At 61.4% G+C, this 19,277-nt stretch carries 17 protein-coding genes, 3 tRNA genes and 1 riboswitch; of the genes, 12 read left to right on the top strand and 8 right to left on the bottom strand.

All coding sequences use genetic code 11. The annotated features are described in order from the left end of the window. Positions 1-2: 2 nt before the first annotated feature. The 3 genes from H8S34_RS03680 to H8S34_RS03690 all read right to left on the bottom strand — a co-directional run bounded on the left by H8S34_RS03680 (position 3) and on the right by H8S34_RS03690 (position 3,735). On the bottom strand, positions 3-554 hold the full coding sequence (locus H8S34_RS03680; RefSeq protein WP_186963075.1) for a DUF1836 domain-containing protein: 552 nt from the start codon (positions 552-554) through the stop codon (positions 3-5). 179 nt (positions 555-733) lie between these two features. Then, positions 734-2,332, bottom strand: a complete 1,599-nt coding sequence (locus tag H8S34_RS03685; protein WP_101692283.1) for an ABC-F family ATP-binding cassette domain-containing protein — start codon at positions 2,330-2,332, stop codon at positions 734-736. 173 nt (positions 2,333-2,505) lie between these two features. Next, positions 2,506-3,735, bottom strand: a complete 1,230-nt coding sequence (locus tag H8S34_RS03690) for a hypothetical protein (RefSeq protein ID WP_186963076.1) — start codon at positions 3,733-3,735, stop codon at positions 2,506-2,508. A gap of 319 nt (positions 3,736-4,054) precedes the next feature. On the opposite strand from H8S34_RS03690, the gene H8S34_RS03695 reads away from it, so the two are divergent. After that, the gene (locus H8S34_RS03695) at positions 4,055-4,882 is read left to right on the top strand and encodes a putative RNA methyltransferase (protein ID WP_186963077.1); all 828 of its coding nucleotides are present in this window, start codon (positions 4,055-4,057) and stop codon (positions 4,880-4,882) included. A gap of 242 nt (positions 4,883-5,124) precedes the next feature. On the opposite strand, the gene asnA is transcribed toward H8S34_RS03695, so the two are convergent. Beyond that, complete coding sequence (gene asnA, locus H8S34_RS03700) at positions 5,125-6,138, bottom strand: aspartate--ammonia ligase (protein ID WP_101692286.1); 1,014 nt, start codon at positions 6,136-6,138, stop codon at positions 5,125-5,127. Between the two features lie 245 nt (positions 6,139-6,383). Between asnA and H8S34_RS03705 the strand changes: the two genes are divergently transcribed. From H8S34_RS03705 to H8S34_RS03750, 10 genes are all read left to right on the top strand, one after another. Continuing rightward, positions 6,384-7,232 (top strand): GDSL-type esterase/lipase family protein, encoded by an 849-nt coding sequence (locus H8S34_RS03705; protein ID WP_186963078.1) that lies wholly within the window; start codon positions 6,384-6,386, stop codon positions 7,230-7,232. Further along, on the top strand, positions 7,229-7,729 hold the full coding sequence (gene sigV / locus H8S34_RS03710) for an RNA polymerase sigma factor SigV (RefSeq protein ID WP_101692288.1): 501 nt from the start codon (positions 7,229-7,231) through the stop codon (positions 7,727-7,729). Before H8S34_RS03705 ends, sigV begins: the two co-directional genes overlap by 4 nt. Next, the gene (locus H8S34_RS03715; RefSeq protein WP_186963079.1) at positions 7,722-8,573 is read left to right on the top strand and encodes a DUF3298 and DUF4163 domain-containing protein; all 852 of its coding nucleotides are present in this window, start codon (positions 7,722-7,724) and stop codon (positions 8,571-8,573) included. The genes sigV and H8S34_RS03715 overlap by 8 nt, the downstream gene beginning before the upstream one ends. Before the next feature lie 136 nt (positions 8,574-8,709). Further along, positions 8,710-8,786: transfer RNA gene (locus tag H8S34_RS03720), tRNA-Met, on the top strand. A 24-nt stretch (positions 8,787-8,810) separates the two neighbouring features. Beyond that, positions 8,811-8,885: transfer RNA gene (locus H8S34_RS03725), tRNA-Glu, on the top strand. Positions 8,886-8,914: 29 nt separating this feature from the next. After that, a tRNA-Val gene (locus tag H8S34_RS03730) sits at positions 8,915-8,991 on the top strand. 69 nt (positions 8,992-9,060) lie between these two features. Further along, the gene (locus H8S34_RS03735; protein WP_186963080.1) at positions 9,061-10,491 is read left to right on the top strand and encodes a serine hydrolase domain-containing protein; all 1,431 of its coding nucleotides are present in this window, start codon (positions 9,061-9,063) and stop codon (positions 10,489-10,491) included. Then, positions 10,488-11,399, top strand: a complete 912-nt coding sequence (locus H8S34_RS03740; protein ID WP_346727977.1) for an RluA family pseudouridine synthase — start codon at positions 10,488-10,490, stop codon at positions 11,397-11,399. The genes H8S34_RS03735 and H8S34_RS03740 overlap by 4 nt, the downstream gene beginning before the upstream one ends. After that, positions 11,396-11,878 carry a GNAT family N-acetyltransferase gene (locus H8S34_RS03745; protein ID WP_186963081.1) on the top strand — a complete coding sequence of 161 codons (483 nt, stop codon included), beginning with the start codon at positions 11,396-11,398 and terminating at the stop codon, positions 11,876-11,878. The genes H8S34_RS03740 and H8S34_RS03745 overlap by 4 nt, the downstream gene beginning before the upstream one ends. A 26-nt stretch (positions 11,879-11,904) precedes the next feature. Further along, positions 11,905-11,983, top strand: a riboswitch (Fluoride riboswitch). Positions 11,984-12,037: 54 nt separating this feature from the next. Beyond that, complete coding sequence (locus H8S34_RS03750; protein WP_186963082.1) at positions 12,038-13,261, top strand: cation:proton antiporter domain-containing protein; 1,224 nt, start codon at positions 12,038-12,040, stop codon at positions 13,259-13,261. Between the two features lie 64 nt (positions 13,262-13,325). Here the strand turns inward: H8S34_RS03750 and H8S34_RS03755 are convergent, their stop codons facing one another. Together H8S34_RS03755 and H8S34_RS03760 are read right to left on the bottom strand one after the other, a co-directional pair. After that, complete coding sequence (locus tag H8S34_RS03755; RefSeq protein WP_101692292.1) at positions 13,326-14,096, bottom strand: type III pantothenate kinase; 771 nt, start codon at positions 14,094-14,096, stop codon at positions 13,326-13,328. A 21-nt stretch (positions 14,097-14,117) separates the two neighbouring features. Further along, positions 14,118-14,792, bottom strand: coding sequence for an ECF transporter S component (locus tag H8S34_RS03760; protein ID WP_243207901.1), 675 nt, complete (start codon positions 14,790-14,792; stop codon positions 14,118-14,120). Between the two features lie 261 nt (positions 14,793-15,053). Between H8S34_RS03760 and coaBC the strand changes: the two genes are divergently transcribed. Then, complete coding sequence (coaBC, locus tag H8S34_RS03765) at positions 15,054-16,256, top strand: bifunctional phosphopantothenoylcysteine decarboxylase/phosphopantothenate--cysteine ligase CoaBC (protein WP_186963083.1); 1,203 nt, start codon at positions 15,054-15,056, stop codon at positions 16,254-16,256. A gap of 83 nt (positions 16,257-16,339) precedes the next feature. Here coaBC and metG read toward each other — a convergent pair whose 3' ends face one another. Both metG and H8S34_RS03775 read right to left on the bottom strand, forming a co-directional pair. After that, a complete protein-coding gene (metG, locus tag H8S34_RS03770) occupies positions 16,340-18,310 on the bottom strand; it encodes a methionine--tRNA ligase (RefSeq protein ID WP_186963084.1) in 1,971 nt (656 codons plus the stop codon). Continuing rightward, positions 18,300-19,172 carry a hypothetical protein gene (locus H8S34_RS03775; protein WP_186963085.1) on the bottom strand — a complete coding sequence of 291 codons (873 nt, stop codon included), beginning with the start codon at positions 19,170-19,172 and terminating at the stop codon, positions 18,300-18,302. The genes metG and H8S34_RS03775 overlap by 11 nt, the downstream gene beginning before the upstream one ends. Positions 19,173-19,277: the final 105 nt, after the last annotated feature.

Genomic DNA, 19,277 nt, shown 5'->3' on the forward strand with positions numbered 1-19,277 from the left:
GCTCACTTCCCGGCGCGTTCCTTCTTCCGGCTGCTCCGCTCCGGCTCCGGCGTATGCTGGGCCAGGATGTCCAGCACCCGCTGACAGGCCAGACGATCCGCATAGCTGCGCAGGGCCAGATCCAGGGCCAGGCGGGGCAGGTCTTCCTCCTCCCCCTCTTCGGGCAGGCTCTGGGCGGTCTCACTCAGCGCAGCGTCCAGCTGCCGGCAGAAGTAGGCATAGAGCTCCTCTGTGGTGCGTTTGCGCTCGGTACCCGCGGCGATGAGACGGTTGGTCTCCTTCACGGAGAGCACCTGCTTGAGCACACAGATAGCAGTCAGATACCCCAGATGGGTGCGGGAATAGCGCTTTCCCTCCGCCCTTGGAAGCAGGCCGTCCTTGATGTAGTTGTTTACCATGGCGGAGGTCAGCAGTTCCCCATCCCCGTAGTGGATGAGCTGCCGTGGCAGATAGGAGACCACCTGATCCATATACAGTCCGATGTCGGGAAAGCTCTCCCAGTCCACCGGCCGCTGCTCCTGCATCCGCGCTTTGAGTTCCTTGAGTTCCTCCATCGAGTATCCTCCTTGCCCGCTTTCTTCCGGAGTATTGTCTTTTATTTTATCACATTTTCCACAGGAAAGCAAAGGGCGCTTTCCCCGCATATTATGCCGCTTTCCGTCACATAACACGACTCACTTTACCTGGAGAAAAAGCCCGGCCCATCTCTCCGGAAGGGCCGGGCGCTGTGTCCTTATCCGTTGGAGCTTACGCTCTCCAGATACTCGTCATAGGTCATCTTCCGGTCGATGAGCTTGCCCTCGGCCGTGAAGTCAAAGATCCGGTTGGCCACGGTCTGCACCAACTGGTGGTCGTGGGAGGAGAAGAGCACATTGCACTTCACCGCCTCCAGACCGTTGTTGACCGCGGTGATGGACTCCAGGTCCAGGTGGTTGGTGGGCTGGTCCAGCAGCAGCACATTGGCCCCAGAGAGCATCATCTTGGAGAGCATGCACCGCACCTTCTCGCCGCCCGAGAGGACCTTCACGCTCTTATACACGTCGTCGCCCGAGAAGAGCATCCGGCCCAGGAAGCCGCGCAGATAGCTCTCGTGGGGGTCGGGGGAGAACTCCCGCAGCCACTCCACCAGGTTCTCGTCGTGCCCCTCGAAGAAGGCGGTGTTGTCCTTGGGGAAGTAGGAGAAGGTGGCGGTCTGGCCCCACTTCACGGTGCCCTCGTCGGGCTCCATCTCGCCAGTGAGGATCTTGAAGAGGGCGGTGTGGGCGTTCTCATTGTCGCCCACGAATGCGATCTTGTCATCGTGCCCCACGATGAAGGAGACCTTGTCCAGCACCTTCACTCCGTCGATGGTCTTGCTCACATCGGTGACAAAGAGGATGTCCTTGCCCACCTCCCGCTCGGGAGAGAAGGCCACCCAGGGATAGCGGCGGGAAGAGGCAGGCATCTCCTCCACGGTGAGCTTGTCCAGGAGCTTGCGCCGGGCCGTGGCCTGCTTGGACTTGGACTTGTTGGCGGAGAAGCGGGCGATAAAGTCCTGCAGTTCCTTGATCTTCTCCTCGTTGCGCTTGTTCTGGTTCTTGATGAGGGCCTGCACCAGCTGGGAGGACTCATACCAGAAGTCGTAGTTGCCCACGTAGAGCTTGATCTTGTTGTAATCGATGTCCACGATGTGGGTACAGATGGTATTGAGGAAGTGGCGGTCATGGGAGACCACGATGACGGTCCCCTCGAAGTCCAGCAGGAAGTCCTCCAGCCAGTTGACCGCGTTGATGTCCAGGTTGTTGGTGGGCTCGTCCAGCAGCAGGATGTCGGGGTTGCCGAAGAGCGCCTGGGCCAGCAGGACCTTCACCTTGAGGCGGGCGTCCAGGGTGGCCATGTCGTTGTAGTGGAGCTCGGTGCCGATGCCCAGTCCCTGGAGGATGCGGGAGGCGTCGCTCTCGGCCTCCCAGCCGCCCAGCTCGGCATACTCCTCCTCCAGCTCACAGGCGCGGATGCCGTCCTCCTCGGTCATCTCCTCCTTGGCATAGAGGGCTTCCTTCTCCTTGCCGATGTCATAGAGGCGCTGGTTGCCCATGATGACGGTGTCCATAACATTGTAGGCGTCATAGGCGTTCTGGTTCTGCTTGAGGACCGACATGCGGGTCTTGGGCAGGATGGAGACCTCACCCTTGGTGGGCTCCAGCTCGCCGGAGAGGATCTTCAGGAAGGTGGACTTGCCCGCGCCGTTGGCGCCGATGATGCCATAGCAGTTCCCCTTGGTGAACTGAAGATCCACATGGCTGAACAGGGGCTGACCGCTGTACTGAAGGGTCAAATCAGAAACGGTGATCATTGTTTCGCTCCTTATCTGTCACAAAAAGTAATCATAATCTTGTCTATGATACCATATCCCATGCCAAAATGGTAGAGAAAAAAGGACGAAAGAGACGGTTCTTTCCCTGTCCTTTTCCACATCCGCGCAAAAACAGGCCCGGAGGCAAAACCTCCGGGCCAATGCAGCAGTTTTTACTTTTCCACGGTGGACAGAGCAAAGGTAATGTGACCGGTGGGCTTGTTAATCATCGTACCACCGCGGGTGAACTCAAAGGTATAAGTGCCGTCTCCGTTATCCGTGAATTCGTTGGAACCGTCAGAGCAGTTCAGAACCAGGGTCTTGCCGTCCGCCACCTGAACCGTAAAGGTGATCGTCTTTTCCCCCCAGAGATAATCACTATAGGACATCCGGATGGTCTCGTTCACGTCGACATTTACGCCCTCGCGCTTGTCCTCGATTCCATAAGTGACAGAGAGCACCCCGTCGTCCTTGCTCTCATAGGTAAAATAGGCATGGTCTTCTTCAAAAACCGCTTCCTTTTTGACCAGGTCAATCGCAGCGCCATCCACGCCGACGGTTACGTCATGGTCGCCGCCGATCATCTTGTAGCCGCTCAGACGGTTATTCTCCGCCAGCCACGCCTCGTTGATGGTCGTGCCATAGGGGACCATTACATTGTCAGTTTTGCTCTCCAGCGTGCCGCCATTGACTCCATTGTTGTTGTTCACATAGTAGTTAATGGTAACAGGATATTCATTCACCGTAAACTCGGGGGTCACCGTGATATTCTTGTTCTCATCGGCATACTTCAGCATATCAGCAGTGAATGTATCGGGCATCGCAGTTGTTTCATCCAGCATCCAGCGGCTGAAGGTATACCCCTCTTTTTCGGGAACAATGCTGGTGAACAGCGGCTCGTCCAGCGCGGCGGTGATGAAGCCCAGCTCGTTTCCATCCTCATTCGCGAAGGTGATCGTATACATGGTCTTGTCAGTCACCAGATCGAAGGAGACATCCTTCCCATAGCACCAGGCCTCAGCGCCCTTATCGGTGAAGGAGAAGGTATAGGTGTTGCCACCGTCATACCGGAAATCGTCCTCCACCACATTGGTGCCGCTCAGGCCCACCAGCTCATAGCCGGGCTCGGTGGTGACGGTGAAGGTGGTCACATTGGTGTAGCTGTCCCGCCACACGATGGTACCGGTCTGGGTGGTAATGGTCTGACCAGCCTCTACCGTACCGCTGAAGGTACCGTTGGTGTCGGACGCCTCCACTTTAGCGATACCGCCGTTGTCCCCTCCATAGGTGAAATTATAGTTGGCGGGGGCTCCATCCTTCCAGCTCAGGGCAGATGCGGCAGGCGCCATGACCGCCACAGCCAGAGTCAGGGCCGCAGCCCGCTTGATTGTCTGTTTCTTCATTGCGTTTCTCTCCTTTTGTCAATTGATCCCCGGCCGCCTCCCAGGTATGGCTGGCCGGGCGTTTGAAGTATGGCACACAGCGGTTACAAGTCGGTTACATTATTGAAGTTTTATGTGAATTTATATTATTTTCCGTTTCTGACATTTTTTCTCCCGCAGACTCTTCTATATTTGTCTAATTTCCCATCTAGCATCGCGCTTCCGGATAGGATCTGCTTATCCGAAAAACGTCTTTCTTTTTACACTGCAGCTCATATTCTGCTATAATAAATAAAAACTCCCTGTTATCCATTCTGTTCTCTGATAAGGAGGCCCCTCTATGAGCCTGTTCCGCTGCCCCATCTGCTCCGCTCCGCTCACCCGTGGGGAGCGTACCTATACCTGTCCCAACGGCCACAGCTACGACATTTCCAAGGAGGGCTATGTCCATCTCCTGCCCCCCAACCAAATGCACTCCAAGGCCCCCGGAGATGACAAGGCCATGGTGGCCGCCCGCAACCGCTTTCTCTCGGCGGGATACTACCAGCCGCTGCGTACCGCCCTGGAGGAGCTGGCCCTCCGCTACGCCCCGTCCCCCTGCGCCGTGGTGGACTCGGGCTGTGGGGAGGGGTACTACACTGCCGGAATCGCCCAGGCCCTGCGGGAGGCGGGCCGTTCCCCCGCAGTGGCCGGGATCGACATCTCCAAATTTGCCCTCCGGTGGGCCGCCAAACGGGACCGTGAGACCGAATTCGCCGTAGGCTCCGCCTACCGCCTGCCGGTGCCGGACGGCTGCGCCCATCTGCTGGTCAACTGCTTTTCCCCTCTGGCCGCGGAGGAGTTCCACCGGGTCCTGAAGCCCGGCGGCGTGTTCCTCTATGTGGTGCCCGCGCCAGAGCACCTGTGGGAGCTCAAGGAGGTCCTCTACGACACGCCCTACCCCAACCCGGATGAGACCATCCCCTACGAGGGCTTTCAGATCCTGGAGGTGGTCCCGGTGGAGACCATGCTCCATATCGAAAATCCGGAGGATCTCCAGGCCCTTTTCCAGATGACTCCCTACTGCTGGAAGACCCCAAAGGCCGGGGTGGAGCGGCTCCGCGCGCTGTCCCAGCTGGAGGTCCGCGCCGGCTTCCGCATCCACGTGTTCCGCCGGGATATGGCATAAAAAAGATTGGCGCGGCCCATGGGCCGCGCCGCAGTCTGTCAATAAAGTGTATTTCTGTGATTTATGCTGCAAGAGCCTCGCAGAGTTCCGCCGTCCGCAGACGGCGGAAGAGGGTCCAATCGTGTTTTCCGGCGGCGTGTACGTCGGGAAACACTCCTCTCAGGCCGCAAGTGTGCGAGCGCAAGCGAGTGCGCGCCGCGGCCTGCATCCCCCTCTCAAAAATGCTTGCATTTTTGAGAAATTTATAGCAGGATAACCCCCGCGTCCTGGCACGCCGCGATGGTCTCTCCGTCCCACACGCTCGCCTGCACCTCGCCGATATGGGCCTTGCCCAGGAGCAGCATGCACAGACGGGACTGGCCAATGCCGCCGCCGATGGTCAGAGGAAGCTTGCCCTCCAGCAGGAGCTTGTGGAAAGTGAGGGAGCGCCGCTCATCGCAGCCGGCGGTGGTGAGCTGCTGGTCCAGCACCTCGGGGCTCACCCGGATGCCCATGGAGGAGACCTCAAAGGCCTTCTGCAGCACCGGGTTCCACAGCAGAATGTCGCCGTTGAGGTTCCAGTCGTCATAGTCGGGAGCACGGCCGTCGTGGGGCTTACCCGACTTGAGCGCGCCGCCGATCTGCATGAGGAAGGTGGTGGGATGATCCTTCACCCAGGCGTTCTCCCGCTCCTTGGGGGAGAGGTTGGGCCAGCGGTCCTCCAGCTCCTGGGTTGTGACAAAGCTCACCTCCGGGCACAGGGCAGGCAGCGCAGTGAGCCGGGGGTAGACCGAGCGCAGGGTGGTCTGGGTCTCACACATGGCCTTGACGATGGTGCGTACGGTCTGCTTCAGATACTCCACGTTCCGGTCCCGGGGAGCGATGACCTTCTCCCAGTCCCACTGATCCACATAGACCGAGTGCAGGTTATCCAGCTCTTCGTCCCGCCGGATGGCGTTCATGTCGGTGTAGAGTCCCTCTCCCACCGAGAACTGATACCGGTAGAGGGCCATACGCTTCCACTTGGCCAGAGAGTGGACCACCTGGGCGTCCCGGCCCGCGGAGGGGATGTCAAAGGTGACGGCCCGCTCCACACCGTTCAGGTCGTCGTTCAGGCCGGTGGCCGCCTCGACAAACAGTGGGGCGGAGACCCGCATCAGATTGAGCGCGCCTCCCAGTGCGTCCTCAAAAAAGCGCTTGAGAAGGCCGATGGCCTTCTGGGTATCATACAGGTTGAGGCAGGGAGCATAGCCCGCCGGGATGACGGTCTTTTCCATACGAACATCTCCTTTTATCCATCGGGACACGGGATACCATCCTACGTTTCTCGATTTAATATACTAACGCATTATAACCCACAGCACCCCACCTTGCAAGAGTGGACACAGGAAATTGCAGCAAACTTTTTCCCCACTCCCCGCGTCTAATCGATAGTTACACAAAACCAGAAGGGAAGTAGAAAATGCCGCGCAGAGGTCACACATATCGCTCGTACGCACCCAGATGCCTGGGGGCGTTGGCTTTGTGCGCCTTTTTTCTGACCCTTGCCGGGAGTTTTGCGGTGGTTTCCCGCACGCTGGCCGCTGCGGCCTCCCACCCTTCTCCCCCGTATGACAGCCGGCCAACTCCTGCGGCGGCCCCCTCGCCCTCTCTTTCCGCCCCGCCGACTGCTTCGGCCCCGCCTGCCACACTCCCGCCGGTCCCTTCCCCCACGGCCACCCCTGCGCCCCCCGCCTATGACTATGCCGTGCCGGTACCGGCCTCCCAGGCTGTTTCTCTGGACTGGTTTTCCGATGCCGCCTTTCTGGGAGATTCCCGGACCGAGGGCCTGCTTCTCTATACCAAGGTGCGGCCGGCCGGCCGCCTGGCCTATCGGGGCATGAACCTCCAGACGGCCCGGAGCAAAGCCTTCCTTCCCAGCCATGGGAAGCGCCTGAGCGCGTTGGAGGCCCTTCAGGAGCAGCGCTTTTCCAAGCTCTATCTGGGCCTTGGTCTCAACGATCTGGGCTGGCGCAGTCCGGAGGGGTTTTACCTCCAGTATGCCCAGCTGATCGATCAGATCCGGCAGCTCCAGCCACAGGCCCAGATCTATCTTCAGACCCTGCTCCCGGTGACCAGCCGGAAATCAAACGAAGGCATTTTCACCAACGCAAAAATCACCGCTTATAACCAGAAGCTTCAGCTTCTGGCCCAGCAGAAGGAGCTCTTTCTGCTGGATATCTGGTCCCAGTTTGCCGATGCATCCGGTACGCTGCCCGCCCAGGAGAGCAGCGACGGGATCCATCTCTTCCCCAACGCCTATGAGAAATGGCTCTCCTACCTCCAGACCCACACCGTAGCCTTCGATAGCGGGAAGGAGGGAGCGCCATGAGTTCCGCTTTGGATCGCCGCGCCGTTCTCACCGAGTATATCCTGGCCCATCAGGCCGACTTCTACCGTCTGGCCTACAGCTATGTCAAGGATCGGGATGCCGCATTGGATGTGGTGCAGGAGAGTATCGTCAAAGCCCTCAGCAAGGCCGACTCCCTGCGGGAGCCCGCCTATGTCAAAACCTGGTTCTACCGCATTCTGGTCAATGAGAGCATCACCTGGTTCCGCCAGGGGAAGCGGTTGGTCCCGCTGGAGGATCAGTTGGAACAGGAAGCCGCACCCGAATGCGATCCCGGTGCCCGGCTGGATCTTTACGACGCCATAGAAAAGCTCAGCGAAAAGGAGCGGACGGTCATCCGCCTGCGCTTTTTTGAAGATCTGAAGCTGGAGGAGATCGCCCGGGTCACCGGTGCAAATCTCAACACGGTCAAGTCCCGGCTCTACAAGGGACTCAAACATCTGAAAGAATGGACCGAGGAGGATGATATGGATGCATGAGCATTGGAAGGAAGCCAAGGAGCGCTACGAGGCCATTGAGATCCCGGAAGACCTCTCCTTTGCGACGGAGTCTGCGGTACGCCGGGGCAATCGCCGGTATCTGCGCCGCCGGACCCTTCGGAGGGGATGGGGCGCCGGTCTGGCCACCTGCGCCTGCTTCTGCCTGCTGGTCAACGGCAGCCCTGCCTTTGCCAGCGCCGTGTCCTCTCTCCCTGTTCTGGGAGACCTGGCCCGGATCGTCACGGTGGAGCAGTATCAGATCAACGACCGGGAACATCTCATTGATGTCCGTCTCCCCGCACTGACTGACACCGGCAATACCGATCTGGAACAGCGCATCAATACCGAGATCCGCACCCGCATTGACCAGGTCCTGGCGGAGGCGGAGGAGCGTGCCCGGGAGGCCCGGGACGCCTTTGTGGACACCGGCGGCCGGGCCGAGGATTTTACCCCCATTATCATCGATGTGGACTATGAGGTAAAATGCTCCAACCAGCAGTATCTGTCCTTCGTGATCTACAAGACGGAAACCCTGGCCAGTGCCTATACGGAGATCTATACCTACAACCTGGATCTGACTACCGGGACCGAGCTCACCCTTCCCGGTCTTCTGGGCCCTGACTGGAAGGAACGGTGTGACCAAGTGATCCGCGACGAGATGGCCCGCCGCACCGCGGAGGAGGATGCGGTCTATTTCACCCAGGATCAGGGCGGCTTCTCCGGCGTGACCGACGACCAGGCCTTCTATCTGGATGCCGACGGAAATCCGGTCCTCTTCTTTGAGAAATATGAGATTGCCCCCGGTTATATGGGGATCCAGTCCTTCTCCGTTCCCCTCCCCTAAACGGATCTGCTCCGGGCCGGCACAGGCCGGTCCGGAGCAGGCAAAAAAAATCCAAAGTTTTTTGAAAAAACCAGTTGACAAATGGAAGGTTTTCGTCTATACTAAGTCCTGCCCTGTTTCGAGGGGCTGCTGAAAAGGCGGTATAGCTCAGTTGGCTAGAGCATGCGGTTCATACCCGCAGTGTCCCCGGTTCGAATCCAGGTACCGCTACCACAGGTCTGTTTCAGACCTTCGCTTGGCGCGTTGGTCAAGCGGTTAAGACACCGCCCTTTCACGGCGGTAACACGGGTTCGATTCCCGTACGCGTCACCACGACGGGAGAGGAATCGCTCCCGCCAATTGGAGGCTTAGCTCAGCTGGTTAGAGCGCCTGCTTCACACGCAGGAGGTCACTGGTTCGAGTCCAGTAGTCTCCACCATGAATGTCCCAGGACCACACGGTTCTGGGACATTTTCTTTTATCCGCCGAGGAAAGGGGCCTGACTGACATGAAGTGGAACACAGAGGCATTGGACCGTTTTCTGGAAGAAAAAATCGCCGAGCGCAAGCTCCCCGGTGTGGCGGTCTGTATCCGCGGGCCGGAGGGCGTACTCTTCTCCAAGGGTTACGGCCACCGGGACGGAGCGGGTCTCCTCCCCGTGGACGGCGACACCATCTTCGGCGTGGCCTCCATGAGCAAATCCATGACCGCTCTGGCCCTGGCCATGCTGGAGGAGGAGGGGAAGCTCTCTCTGGAGGACCCGGTGGTCCGCTATTTCCCCACCTTCCAGGTGCCCGGCAACGCCCGGGATGAGGTGACCCTCCGGCACCTGGCCATGCACACCTCCGGCATCCCCCCCATGGAGCCGCTGGAGTGGTCCATTGCCATGAATACCCCCGGCCGCGACAGCAAGTGGGCCCGCGCCCTCCAGGCCTCGGCCCCCAATGCCATGTCCACCATCCAGGAGGTCATCGACTACATCGCCCAGGGCCGCTACCCCACCCTGGGCGCGCCGGGTGAGATCATGAGCTACTCCAACGAGGGCTATGCCATCCTCTCCTATGTGGTGGACCAGGCCGCCGGTATCCCGCTGGAGCAGTTTTTGCAGGAGCGGGTCTTCCGCCCCCTGGGCATGGAGCGCTCGGTGATGGACATCGCGGGCGAGGAGGCCAAGGTCCTGGCCAAGGGAAACATCTCCGCCCTCTTTGACCTGGATGACGATGGCCAGCTCTACTGGGATGAGGTGTGGTCCGCCCTGCCTCCCTTCCGGGGGAGCGCCTGTGTCCGCTCCACTGCCCACGACATGGCCCGGTATTATCAGTGCCTCTCCAACGGCGGCGTGTTGGACGGGGTGCAGTGCCTCCCCGCCGGGGCGGTGGAGAAGCTGGCCGGACCGGCCTTCCCCACCCAGGAGAAGGCCTTCTACTGCCTGGGCCTCAACAAGCGCCTTCTGGACGGGCATGTGTACTGCGAGCACTCAGGCGGCCTCCATGGGGTCTCCTCCGAGGGCGGCTACCTGCAAGGGGAGAACTACGGCTTTGCGGTGCTGTGCAACCAGGGTGAGGTGGATGTGACCGACTTCCTGTGGGCCCTCTACAACGCGGTGACCGGCCGGCCGCTGGAGGCCGACCACCGCTGGCTCCACCCCGCCGGCGGGACCTTCTCCCAGCCAGAGCTCCTCACCGGGCACTATGTCTGCCATGAGGGAGTGCCGGTCCACTGGACGATCTCCTGCCAGGACGGAGCACTCTCGGTGGACCAGGACGGAGCCAAGCGCCGGCTGCTCTGGTGCGGCGGCACCTGGTTCCAGCAGCTGGATGAAGAGGGTCAGGTAGTGGGCCGCTGCCGCTTCCACATTCGCAACGGACAGGCCTGGGGCGTCCAGGTCTACACCCGCGTCTACCAGCGGGAAGATTATGAAAAGGAGACTCAGCCGTGAGAGAACCAAAACAATCCGCGCCCCTGACCTGGACCGTGGAGGAGGACGGTGTCCTGCTCCCCTTCCTGCTCTCCCATGTGAAGGGCAAGTCCCGCAACAACATCAAATCCATGCTCTCCTCCGGACAGTTCCGGGTGAACGGAAAGGTATTCACCCGCTTTGACCACCCTCTGGCTCCCGGCGACCGGGTGAGTCTCGCCCCCAAGCAGGCCCGGGAGGAGGTTCCCGCCCTCCCCTTCCCGGTGCTCTATGAGGACAAGGACATCATCGTCATTGACAAGCCCGCCGGACTCCTCACCATCGCCAACGAGAAGGAAAAGATCCGCACCGCCTACCACATCCTCACCGACTACATGCGGGAAAAGGAGAAGAACGGCCGGGTCTTTATCGTCCACCGCCTGGACCGGGACACCTCCGGCGTGGTGCTCTTTGCCAAAAACGAGGAGACCAAGCTGGCCTTCCAGGAGGACTGGGAGGGCCGGGTCCGCCGCCGTGGCTACCGTGCCCTGGTGGAGGGGGTGCCCGACGAGTCCGAGGGACGCATCCGCTCCTATCTGCGGGAGACCCGCACCCATCTGGTCTACTCCGGCGCGCCGGGGCGGGACGCCAAGGAGGCTATTACCCGCTACCGGGTCCTCTGCTCCGGGGGCGGCTATGCCCTTTTGGAGGTGGACCTGGAGACCGGGCGCAAGAACCAGATCCGCGTCCACATGTCCGACCTGGGCCATCCCATCGCCGGAGACCGGCAGTATGGGGCCCAGAGCCGCCCGCTGGGCCGTCTGTGCCTCCACGCCCATGAACTCACCCTGGTGGACCCCCGCACCGGCGAGGAGCGCACCTTCTCCGCCAAAGAGCCGGCCGCTTTCCGCCGTCTATGCCGGGGTGGAAGCGGGGAGGGCCGGAGATGAGTCCTGCCATCCGCCTGGAGCCCCTCACCCCGGCCGACGGGCCCTACTTCTATGAGCTGGGCTCCGATCCCCAGGTGGCTCGGTACATGCGCTTCTCTCCCCTCACCGATCCCGCCCAGGGGGACGAGCTGGCCCAGTCCTACACCACGGGGGGCAACCTGGCCTGGCGCATTGTGGATGCTGTGAGCGGCCGCTCCGCGGGGGTGGCCGCCCTCAAACTGGGGGACCATGAGGACACCCGCCGCTCGGTCTCCCTCTTCCTGGCCCGGGACGCCTGGGGACAGGGATACGGCGCGGCCGCCGTGCGCGCCCTCCAGGCGCAGGCGGTGGAGCTTGGCTTTTCCACACTGGCGGGATTCATTGTGGAAGAAAACACCGCCTCCCGCCTTCTGGCTGAGAAATGCAGCTTCACCCTGGAGGAAATACTCCACTTTCCCCACATCAAGCCGGGGCTGTGTCTCTACGGCTGGAGGGCTTGACAGCCGCCCCGTTCGGGAGTATACTGACACACCGAGGGAATGAAGTTCTCCCTGGCCCGTCCGTCGGGTAAAACCGCCATTACGGCTGATGACTTCTGCCAAGCGCAGGAGGCATCAGCCTTTTTTTGCGCTCCAAATTCTGGAAAGGACGGTATTCTCATGCTGACAAGTCTCGCGCTCATCCTGCTTCTGGGGTTCTTCGGCTCGGCCGTGGCCCAGAAGCTCCACCTGCCCGGTCTGCTGGGCATGCTCCTGGTGGGCATCCTGCTGGGGCCCTCCCAGCTGAACCTGCTCTCCCCCTCTATGCTCTCCATTTCTGCCGATCTGCGGCAGCTGGCCCTCATCATCATTCTCACCCGGGCGGGCCTCTCCCTGGATCTGGCCGATCTGAAACGGGTGGGCCGTCCCGCCCTTCTCATGTGCTTTGTCCCTGCCTGCTTTGAGATCTTCGGCATGGTGCTGCTGGCTCCCCGGCTGCTGGGTATCTCCACGCTGGACGCGGCCATCATGGGCGCGGTGGTAGCCGCCGTATCCCCGGCGGTCATCGTTCCCCGGATGATCCGCCTGATGGACGAGGGCTGGGGCGCGGAAAAGAGCATCCCCCAGCTGATTCTGGCCGGCGCTTCGGTGGATGATGTCTTCGTCATCGTGCTCTTCACCGCCTTTACCGGTATGGCACAGGGCGGCAGCTTCTCCCCCGTCGCGCTCCTCTCCGTGCCGGTCTCCATCGTGCTGGGGCTGGCCGCCGGGCTAGGACTGGGCACCGGGCTGGCCCGCTGGCTGGACCGCCCCGCCCTGCGCCTGCCGGTGCAGGTGCTGCTCCTGCTGTCCCTGGCCTTCCTGCTGGTAGAGGGCGAAAATCGACTGGAAGGGCTCATCCCCTTCTCCGGCCTTCTGGCCGTCATGGGGACCGGTATCGGCCTCCAGCGCCGTTCCAAGGCGTGCGCCAAGGCCCTCTCGGGCGCTTTTTCCACCCTCTGGGTGGGGGCCGAGGTCATCCTGTTCGTCCTGGTGGGCGCCGAGGTGGACGTCCGCTATGCCGCCGCGGCCGGCGCTATGGCGGTGATCACCGTTCTGGGCGCCCTGTGCTTCCGGGCGGTGGGGGTCTGTGTGTGCCTGCTGGGGTCCGGCTTCTCGCTCCGTGAGAAGCTCTTCTGTATTCTCTCCTACCTGCCCAAGGCCACGGTCCAGGCCGCCATTGGAGGCGTACCGCTGGCCATGGGTCTGGGCTGCGGGGAAATCGTGCTCACCGTGGCGGTCATCGCCATCCTGGTCACCGCCCCTCTGGGCGCGCTGGGAATCGAGCTGAGCTACCGCACCCTGCTCTCCCGGGAGGTCACTTCCACCGCACCGGAGGAGCTCCCGCCCGAGCCTACTCTGTGAGATAGACTCCACAGGAATAAAAAAGTCCGGCGCCGCATATGCGGCGCCGGACTTTTTCGTATCGTCAGGAATTGCGCTCGTAGAGCTTCAAAAGACCGATCAGGAGCAGGTTCTCGTCATAGTGGATCTCATGCTTGCAGAAGGGGAGCACCACGCCCATGAGGCCGCCGGTGGCCACCACGGTCACCTTCTCGCCCAGCTCTTCCTCCACCCGGTCCACCAGTCCGTCCAGCATGGCGGCGTTGGAGTAAATGGCGCCTGCCTTCATGCAGTCCACGGTGTTTTTGCCGATGAGGTGCTCGGGCGGCTCCTCCAGATTGATGAAGGGGAGCTGTGCGGCCCGCCCGGAGAGTGCGTCCATCGAGAGGCGCAGCCCCGGGATGATCACACCGCCGATGTAGCTGCCCTCCCGGTCCAGCACCGACATGGTGGTGGCCGTTCCCATGTCAAAGATGACCAGCGGGGGCTGATAGAGGGAGAGGGCGGCCGCCGCATCCACCAGCAGATCGGCGCCCACCTGCCCGGGAATGTCCATCTTGATCTGGATGCCGCCCAGGTCCAGACGGTTGCTCACCACCAGGAAGGTCTTGCCGGTCAGGCGTTCCATGGCCTTGCCCAGCACATAGCGGAGCTCCGGCACCACGCTGGAGATGATTCCGCCCTCCACGCCGGAGAGATCCACCTCTTTCTCCGCCAGCAGTCCCCGGAGCAGGAGGACGTATTCGTCCACCGTCTTGTTTCGGTCGCTCTGCATCCGCAGACTAAAGCGGAGGGTGCTTCCTTCAAAGCCGCCGACCACCGTATTGGTATTGCCCACATCCAGTGCCAAGATCATGTATCCCGTTCTCCTTCTCTCTTACATCGTATCCCGCTTCAGGGTCTTCTGCAGGGGCAGCGCCACGGCGGGCACCAGTACGGCGGCAGCCACCGCCTCAGGCACACCGTTGACGGCCACCACGCCCATGATGACGCCGATCACTTCATTGACCGGCAGATTATAGGCCGTGGCATAGGCCTGACGGAACACCAGACCGATGGTACCCATGACCAGGATGGTATTGGTAAAGGCGCCCGCTACCGCGGCCACCGCCGCCTCCACGGTGCGCGCCCCCGCCTTGCGGCCCAGCAGCTTATGCAGCAGGGTATAGACGCCCCAGGCCACCGGCCCGATGAGCATCCGGGGCACCATGGAGATAAAAAGGGCCCACACGCTTCCGTGCTGGGTACCGGGCACCGGAATGAGGGGCGAAAACGCAAAGGACAGCACGCCGGGCACCATGGTATTCTTCACCAGGCTGGTCAGGCCAAACACGGCGCCCAGGAAGGCGCCCTGCCGGGGCCCCAGTACAATGGCCCCGATGATGACCGGGACATGGAGAATGGTGGCCTTGATGAGAGGCAGGTCGATGAGCCCGATGGGGGTTGCGGCCATGAGCAGGACGATGGCGGTAAACAGGGCGAGTACCACCATGTCCCTCACCGCTGCACTGCGGGCCGTGCGGTTGGGAGCTGCTTGCATACGTACATTCAATTGTAAAACCTCCTGCTGCCGTTCTCCTCCTGGGGAGATACAGCGCAAATTTTGTTGTGCCCGGGGCTCCTCTGTTCTCTCCTGCCGTCCCATGTCGGGTACAGCGGATCGTTTTGGCCCAAGGCGGTTCCCATTATAGCCAATCCAGAGGCAAAATGCAAGGAATCTGCCCAAATTTATACCAGACCGTTTACACTTTGCCCGGCATTTGCTATACTATCCGGGAAGAATGGCCCTCCCGGGCAGAATCGAGGAATTCCCATGCTGAAAGGAAAAACCGTGCTGCTGGGCGTCACGGGCGGCATCGCCTGCTATAAGGCCGCGGCCCTGGCCTCCGCCCTGGTCAAGCAGCACTGCAACGTACATGTCATCATGACGAAGAACGCCACGGAGTTCATTGGCCCGCTGACCTTTGAGCATCTGACGGGCAACCGCACCGTCACCGACACCTTTGACCGCAACCACACCTATCAGGTGGAGCATGTGGCTCTGGCTGACCAGGCCGACCTGGTCCTCATCGCTCCCGCCACCGCCAATGTGCTGGCCAAGCTGGCCCACGGCATTGCCGACGACATGCTCACCACCACCGTGCTGGCCTGCGACTGTCCCAAGATTGCCGCTCCGGCCATGAACACCCGGATGTATGAAAATCCCGTGACCCAGGACAATCTGGAGACTCTGCGCCGCTACGGCTGGGAGGTCCTCACCCCCGCCGCCGGACGTCTGGCCTGCGGCGCGGTGGGCCTTGGGAAGATGCCCGAGCCCGAGGACCTGCTGGAGAGCGTCCTCCACGCGCTGGTCCACCCCAGAGATATGAAGGGCCTGCGTCTGCTGGTCACCGCCGGCCCCACCCAGGAGAGTCTGGACCCGGTGCGCTACCTCACCAACCACTCCACCGGCACCATGGGCTATGCCATTGCCCGGGCCGCCGCCGCCCGGGGCGCCCAGGTCACACTGGTCTCCGGCCCCACCGCGCTGAAGCCCCCGGCCTATGTGGAGACGGTGGACATCACCTCTGCCCAGGAGATGTTTGAGGCGGTCACCCTCCGCGCCGGCACTCAGGACATCATCATCAAGGCCGCCGCCGTGGCCGACTACCGCCCTGCGGTCGTGTCCGGGGACAAGATCAAAAAGTCGGCGGACGGCAGCGATCTCAACCTGGCGCTGGAGCGCACCCAGGACATCCTGGGCTGGCTGGGAGAGCACAAGGCCCCCGGTCAGTTCCTCTGCGGCTTTTCCATGGAGACCCGGGACATGGTGGAAAACTCCCGCAAAAAGCTGGTCAAGAAGCACCTGGATCTGATCGTGGCCAACAACCTCAAAGAGGAGGGGGCCGGATTCGGCGGCTCCACCAACCGGGTCACCCTGCTCTCGCAGGAGGGAGAGAAGGCCCTGCCCCTGCTCTCCAAGGACCAGGTGGCCCACGCCCTGCTGGACGAGATCCTGACCATGCGCGGCAGATAACCTTCCGCACGGTTTGCAGCGATACAAAACCCCCGCCCCGGGATTTCCGGGGCGGGGGTTTTCTTGTGATATAGTCGTCTCGCTCAGCACAGCTTGGCGCCGGCGGGGATCTTGTCGTCCAGCATAATGAGGTTCAGGCGCTCCTCACCGCGCTCGGTGTGGACAGCGGAGAGCAGCATACCCTGGCTCTCCTGACCCATCATCTTGCGGGGCGGCAAATTCACGATGGCGGCCAGGGTCTTCCCGATAAGCTCCTCGGGCTTGTACCACATGGCGATGCCGGAAAGGATCTGCCGGTCGGTGCCGGTGCCGTCGTCCAGCGTGAACTTGAGGAGTTTGTTGCTCTTCTTCACCGCCTGGCAGTCCTTTACCTTGACCACCCGCAAGTCGTTCTTGCAGAAGCTGTCAAAGTCCACCGTCTCCTCCAGCAGGGGCTCGGTCTCCAGCGGGGGCAGCGCGGCACGCTTGGCCTCCTCCGCGGCCTTCTCCAGCTCGGCCAGCTCCTTCTGGATGTCGATGCGGGGGAAGAGGTTCTCACCCCGCTCCACCCGCACATTTGCGGGGAGGGAGCCCCACTTGCCGGCACTCTCCCAGGTGGTGCATGCAGCGCAGGCGCCGATCTGCCCAAAGAGCTTGGTGCAGGAGTCGGGCATGAAGGGGCTGAGGAGCACGCCGGAAATGCGCAGGCACTCCAGCAGGTTATACATGACCCGGGCCAGGCGGGGCCGGTTGGCCTCGTCCTTGGCCAGCACCCAGGGCGCGGTCTCGTCAATATACTTGTTGGCCCGGGCGATGAGCTTGAAGACCTCGGCCAAAGCATCCTGGAAGGCATAACGCTCCATGGCCTGCTCGTACCGGTCCCGCAGCGTGGAGGCCATGGAGACGATCTCGTCGTCCAGGGCGTCGCCGGTCTGCTCCTCGGGGAGCTGACCGTTCTCAAAGTACTTGCCCACCATGGACACGGTGCGGCTGAGGAGGTTGCCCAGGTCGTTGGCCAGGTCCACATTGATGGTGTTGATGAGGGACTCGTTGGAGAAGTTGCCGTCGGTGCCGAAGGGGAAGGTCCGCAGCAGGAAGAAGCGCAGGGCGTCCACTCCGTAGCGCTCGGCCAGCAGGTAGGGGTCCACCACATTGCCCTTGGACTTGCTCATCTTGCCGCCGTCCAGCAGGAGCCAGCCGTGGCCGTAGACCTTCTTGGGCAGGGGCTCACCCAGCGCCATGAGGATGGCGGGCCAGATGATGGAGTGGAAGCGGACGATCTCCTTGCCCACAAAGTGGACATCGGCGGGCCAGTACTTCTCATAGTCCTGGTGGGCGTCGTTGTCAAAGCCCAGGGCGGTGATGTAGTTGGAGAGGGCGTCGATCCACACATAGACCACATGGCCCGGATCAAAGTCCACCGGCACGCCCCAGGAGAAGGAGGTGCGGGAGACGCACAGGTCCTCCAGACCGGGCTTGATAAAGTTGTTCACCATCTCATTGACACGGCTGCGGGGCTCCAGGAAGTCCGTGTTCTCCAGCAGGTCCAGAATGCGGTCGGCATACTTGGACAGGCGGAAGAAATAGGCCTCCTCCTGGGCGTCCACCACCTCGCGGCCACAGTCGGGGCACTTGCCGTCCACCAGCTGGGTCTCGGTCCAGAAGGACTCGCAGGGCTTGCAGTACTTGCCCTCATACTTGCCCTTATAGATGTCCCCCTGCTCATAGAGCTTTTTGAAGATCTTCTGCACGGCCTGCTCGTGATAGCCGTCGGTGGTGCGGATGAAGCGGTCGTTGGAGATGTTCATCAGCTTCCACAGGTCCAGTACGCCGCGGGGCCCCTCCACGATGTTGTCCACGAATTCCTTGGGGGAGACACCGGCCTCCTTGGCCTTGTCCTCGATCTTCTGGCCGTGCTCATCGGTTCCGGTGAGGAACATCACATCGTAGCCCTGGAGGCGCTTATAGCGGGCCATGGCGTCGGTGGCCACGGTGCAGTAGGTGTGGCCGATGTGAAGCTTGTCCGACGGATAGTAGATCGGGGTCGTGATATAAAATGTGTTCTTATCCTTCATTGGGGGTCTCCTCCGTTTCTTCTGTATCACCCGCGCCCTTCTTCTCCCGGGGCTTTCCCGTCTTGGAGAGGAGGACGGCAGACATGGTCAAGGGGTAGAGAATGCCGAATCCATACAGCGCCATCGTGGCCCAGTCATGGGCGTCGGCCAGCGTGGTCATGGAAAAATAGACTGCCAGCAGGGAAAAGCACAGGGCCCGGCCAGCCTTGGAAGTCTCAAAGGCAAAACTGGAGAGATAATATACCGACAGCAGGACGCAGATGATGGCCAGCAGCTCATAGATATAGTCCTGGATCACCGGGTCGGCAGCCCGGTTCTGATAGGCCGCGATGAGCCACACACAGCACAGATAGGCAGGCATGAGCACCAGGGAGCTGTATTTCCCCGTGGGCTCCCCCCGGTAAGCGTTGCGGCCGGTCACCAGGACACAGATCCCCGCCGCCGCGCTCAGCGCCGCCATCAGAATGGGCAGCAGCATGGTCAGCGCCGGATTTCCTCCGCTGCCCTGGGCGGCCAGAGCGGCTGCCTCACGGTAGGCCGTGGGGATTCCCGTCAGTTTCAGTGCCGCCGCCCCCAGCAGGAAGAAAGCCGAGAGGACCACCGCCCCCATAAAGAGCGAACAGTCCTTGGCGGCAAAGGCCGTGTCATAATCCCCATAATCGACGTTACGCCGGCTCCATCCCAGCAGTGCACACAGGATCCCTACTATGGCCGAAAGGGCGATCAGGGCCAGTGTGGACGGCATACCGGGCGTCACAAGCCCTGTCTCCTCAAAGGCGGTGGCCAGCTCCCAGCGGCGCAGCGCAAAGCCCACGCCGCCCAGAAGGACCGCCAGCGCAGGATATACGATTTTTTTCTGCATGTCAGGCTCCTTTCCGAAGCATTCCAGCCTATGTCTATGGAAATATCCTCGAGTTTATAAGTATATCATATTCTCCCACAAAAAGCACGGGGTAGCGCAGTTTTT

It is taken from the genome of Pseudoflavonifractor hominis, assembly GCF_014288125.1.
Classification (GTDB): domain Bacteria; phylum Bacillota; class Clostridia; order Oscillospirales; family Oscillospiraceae; genus Pseudoflavonifractor_A; species Pseudoflavonifractor_A gallinarum.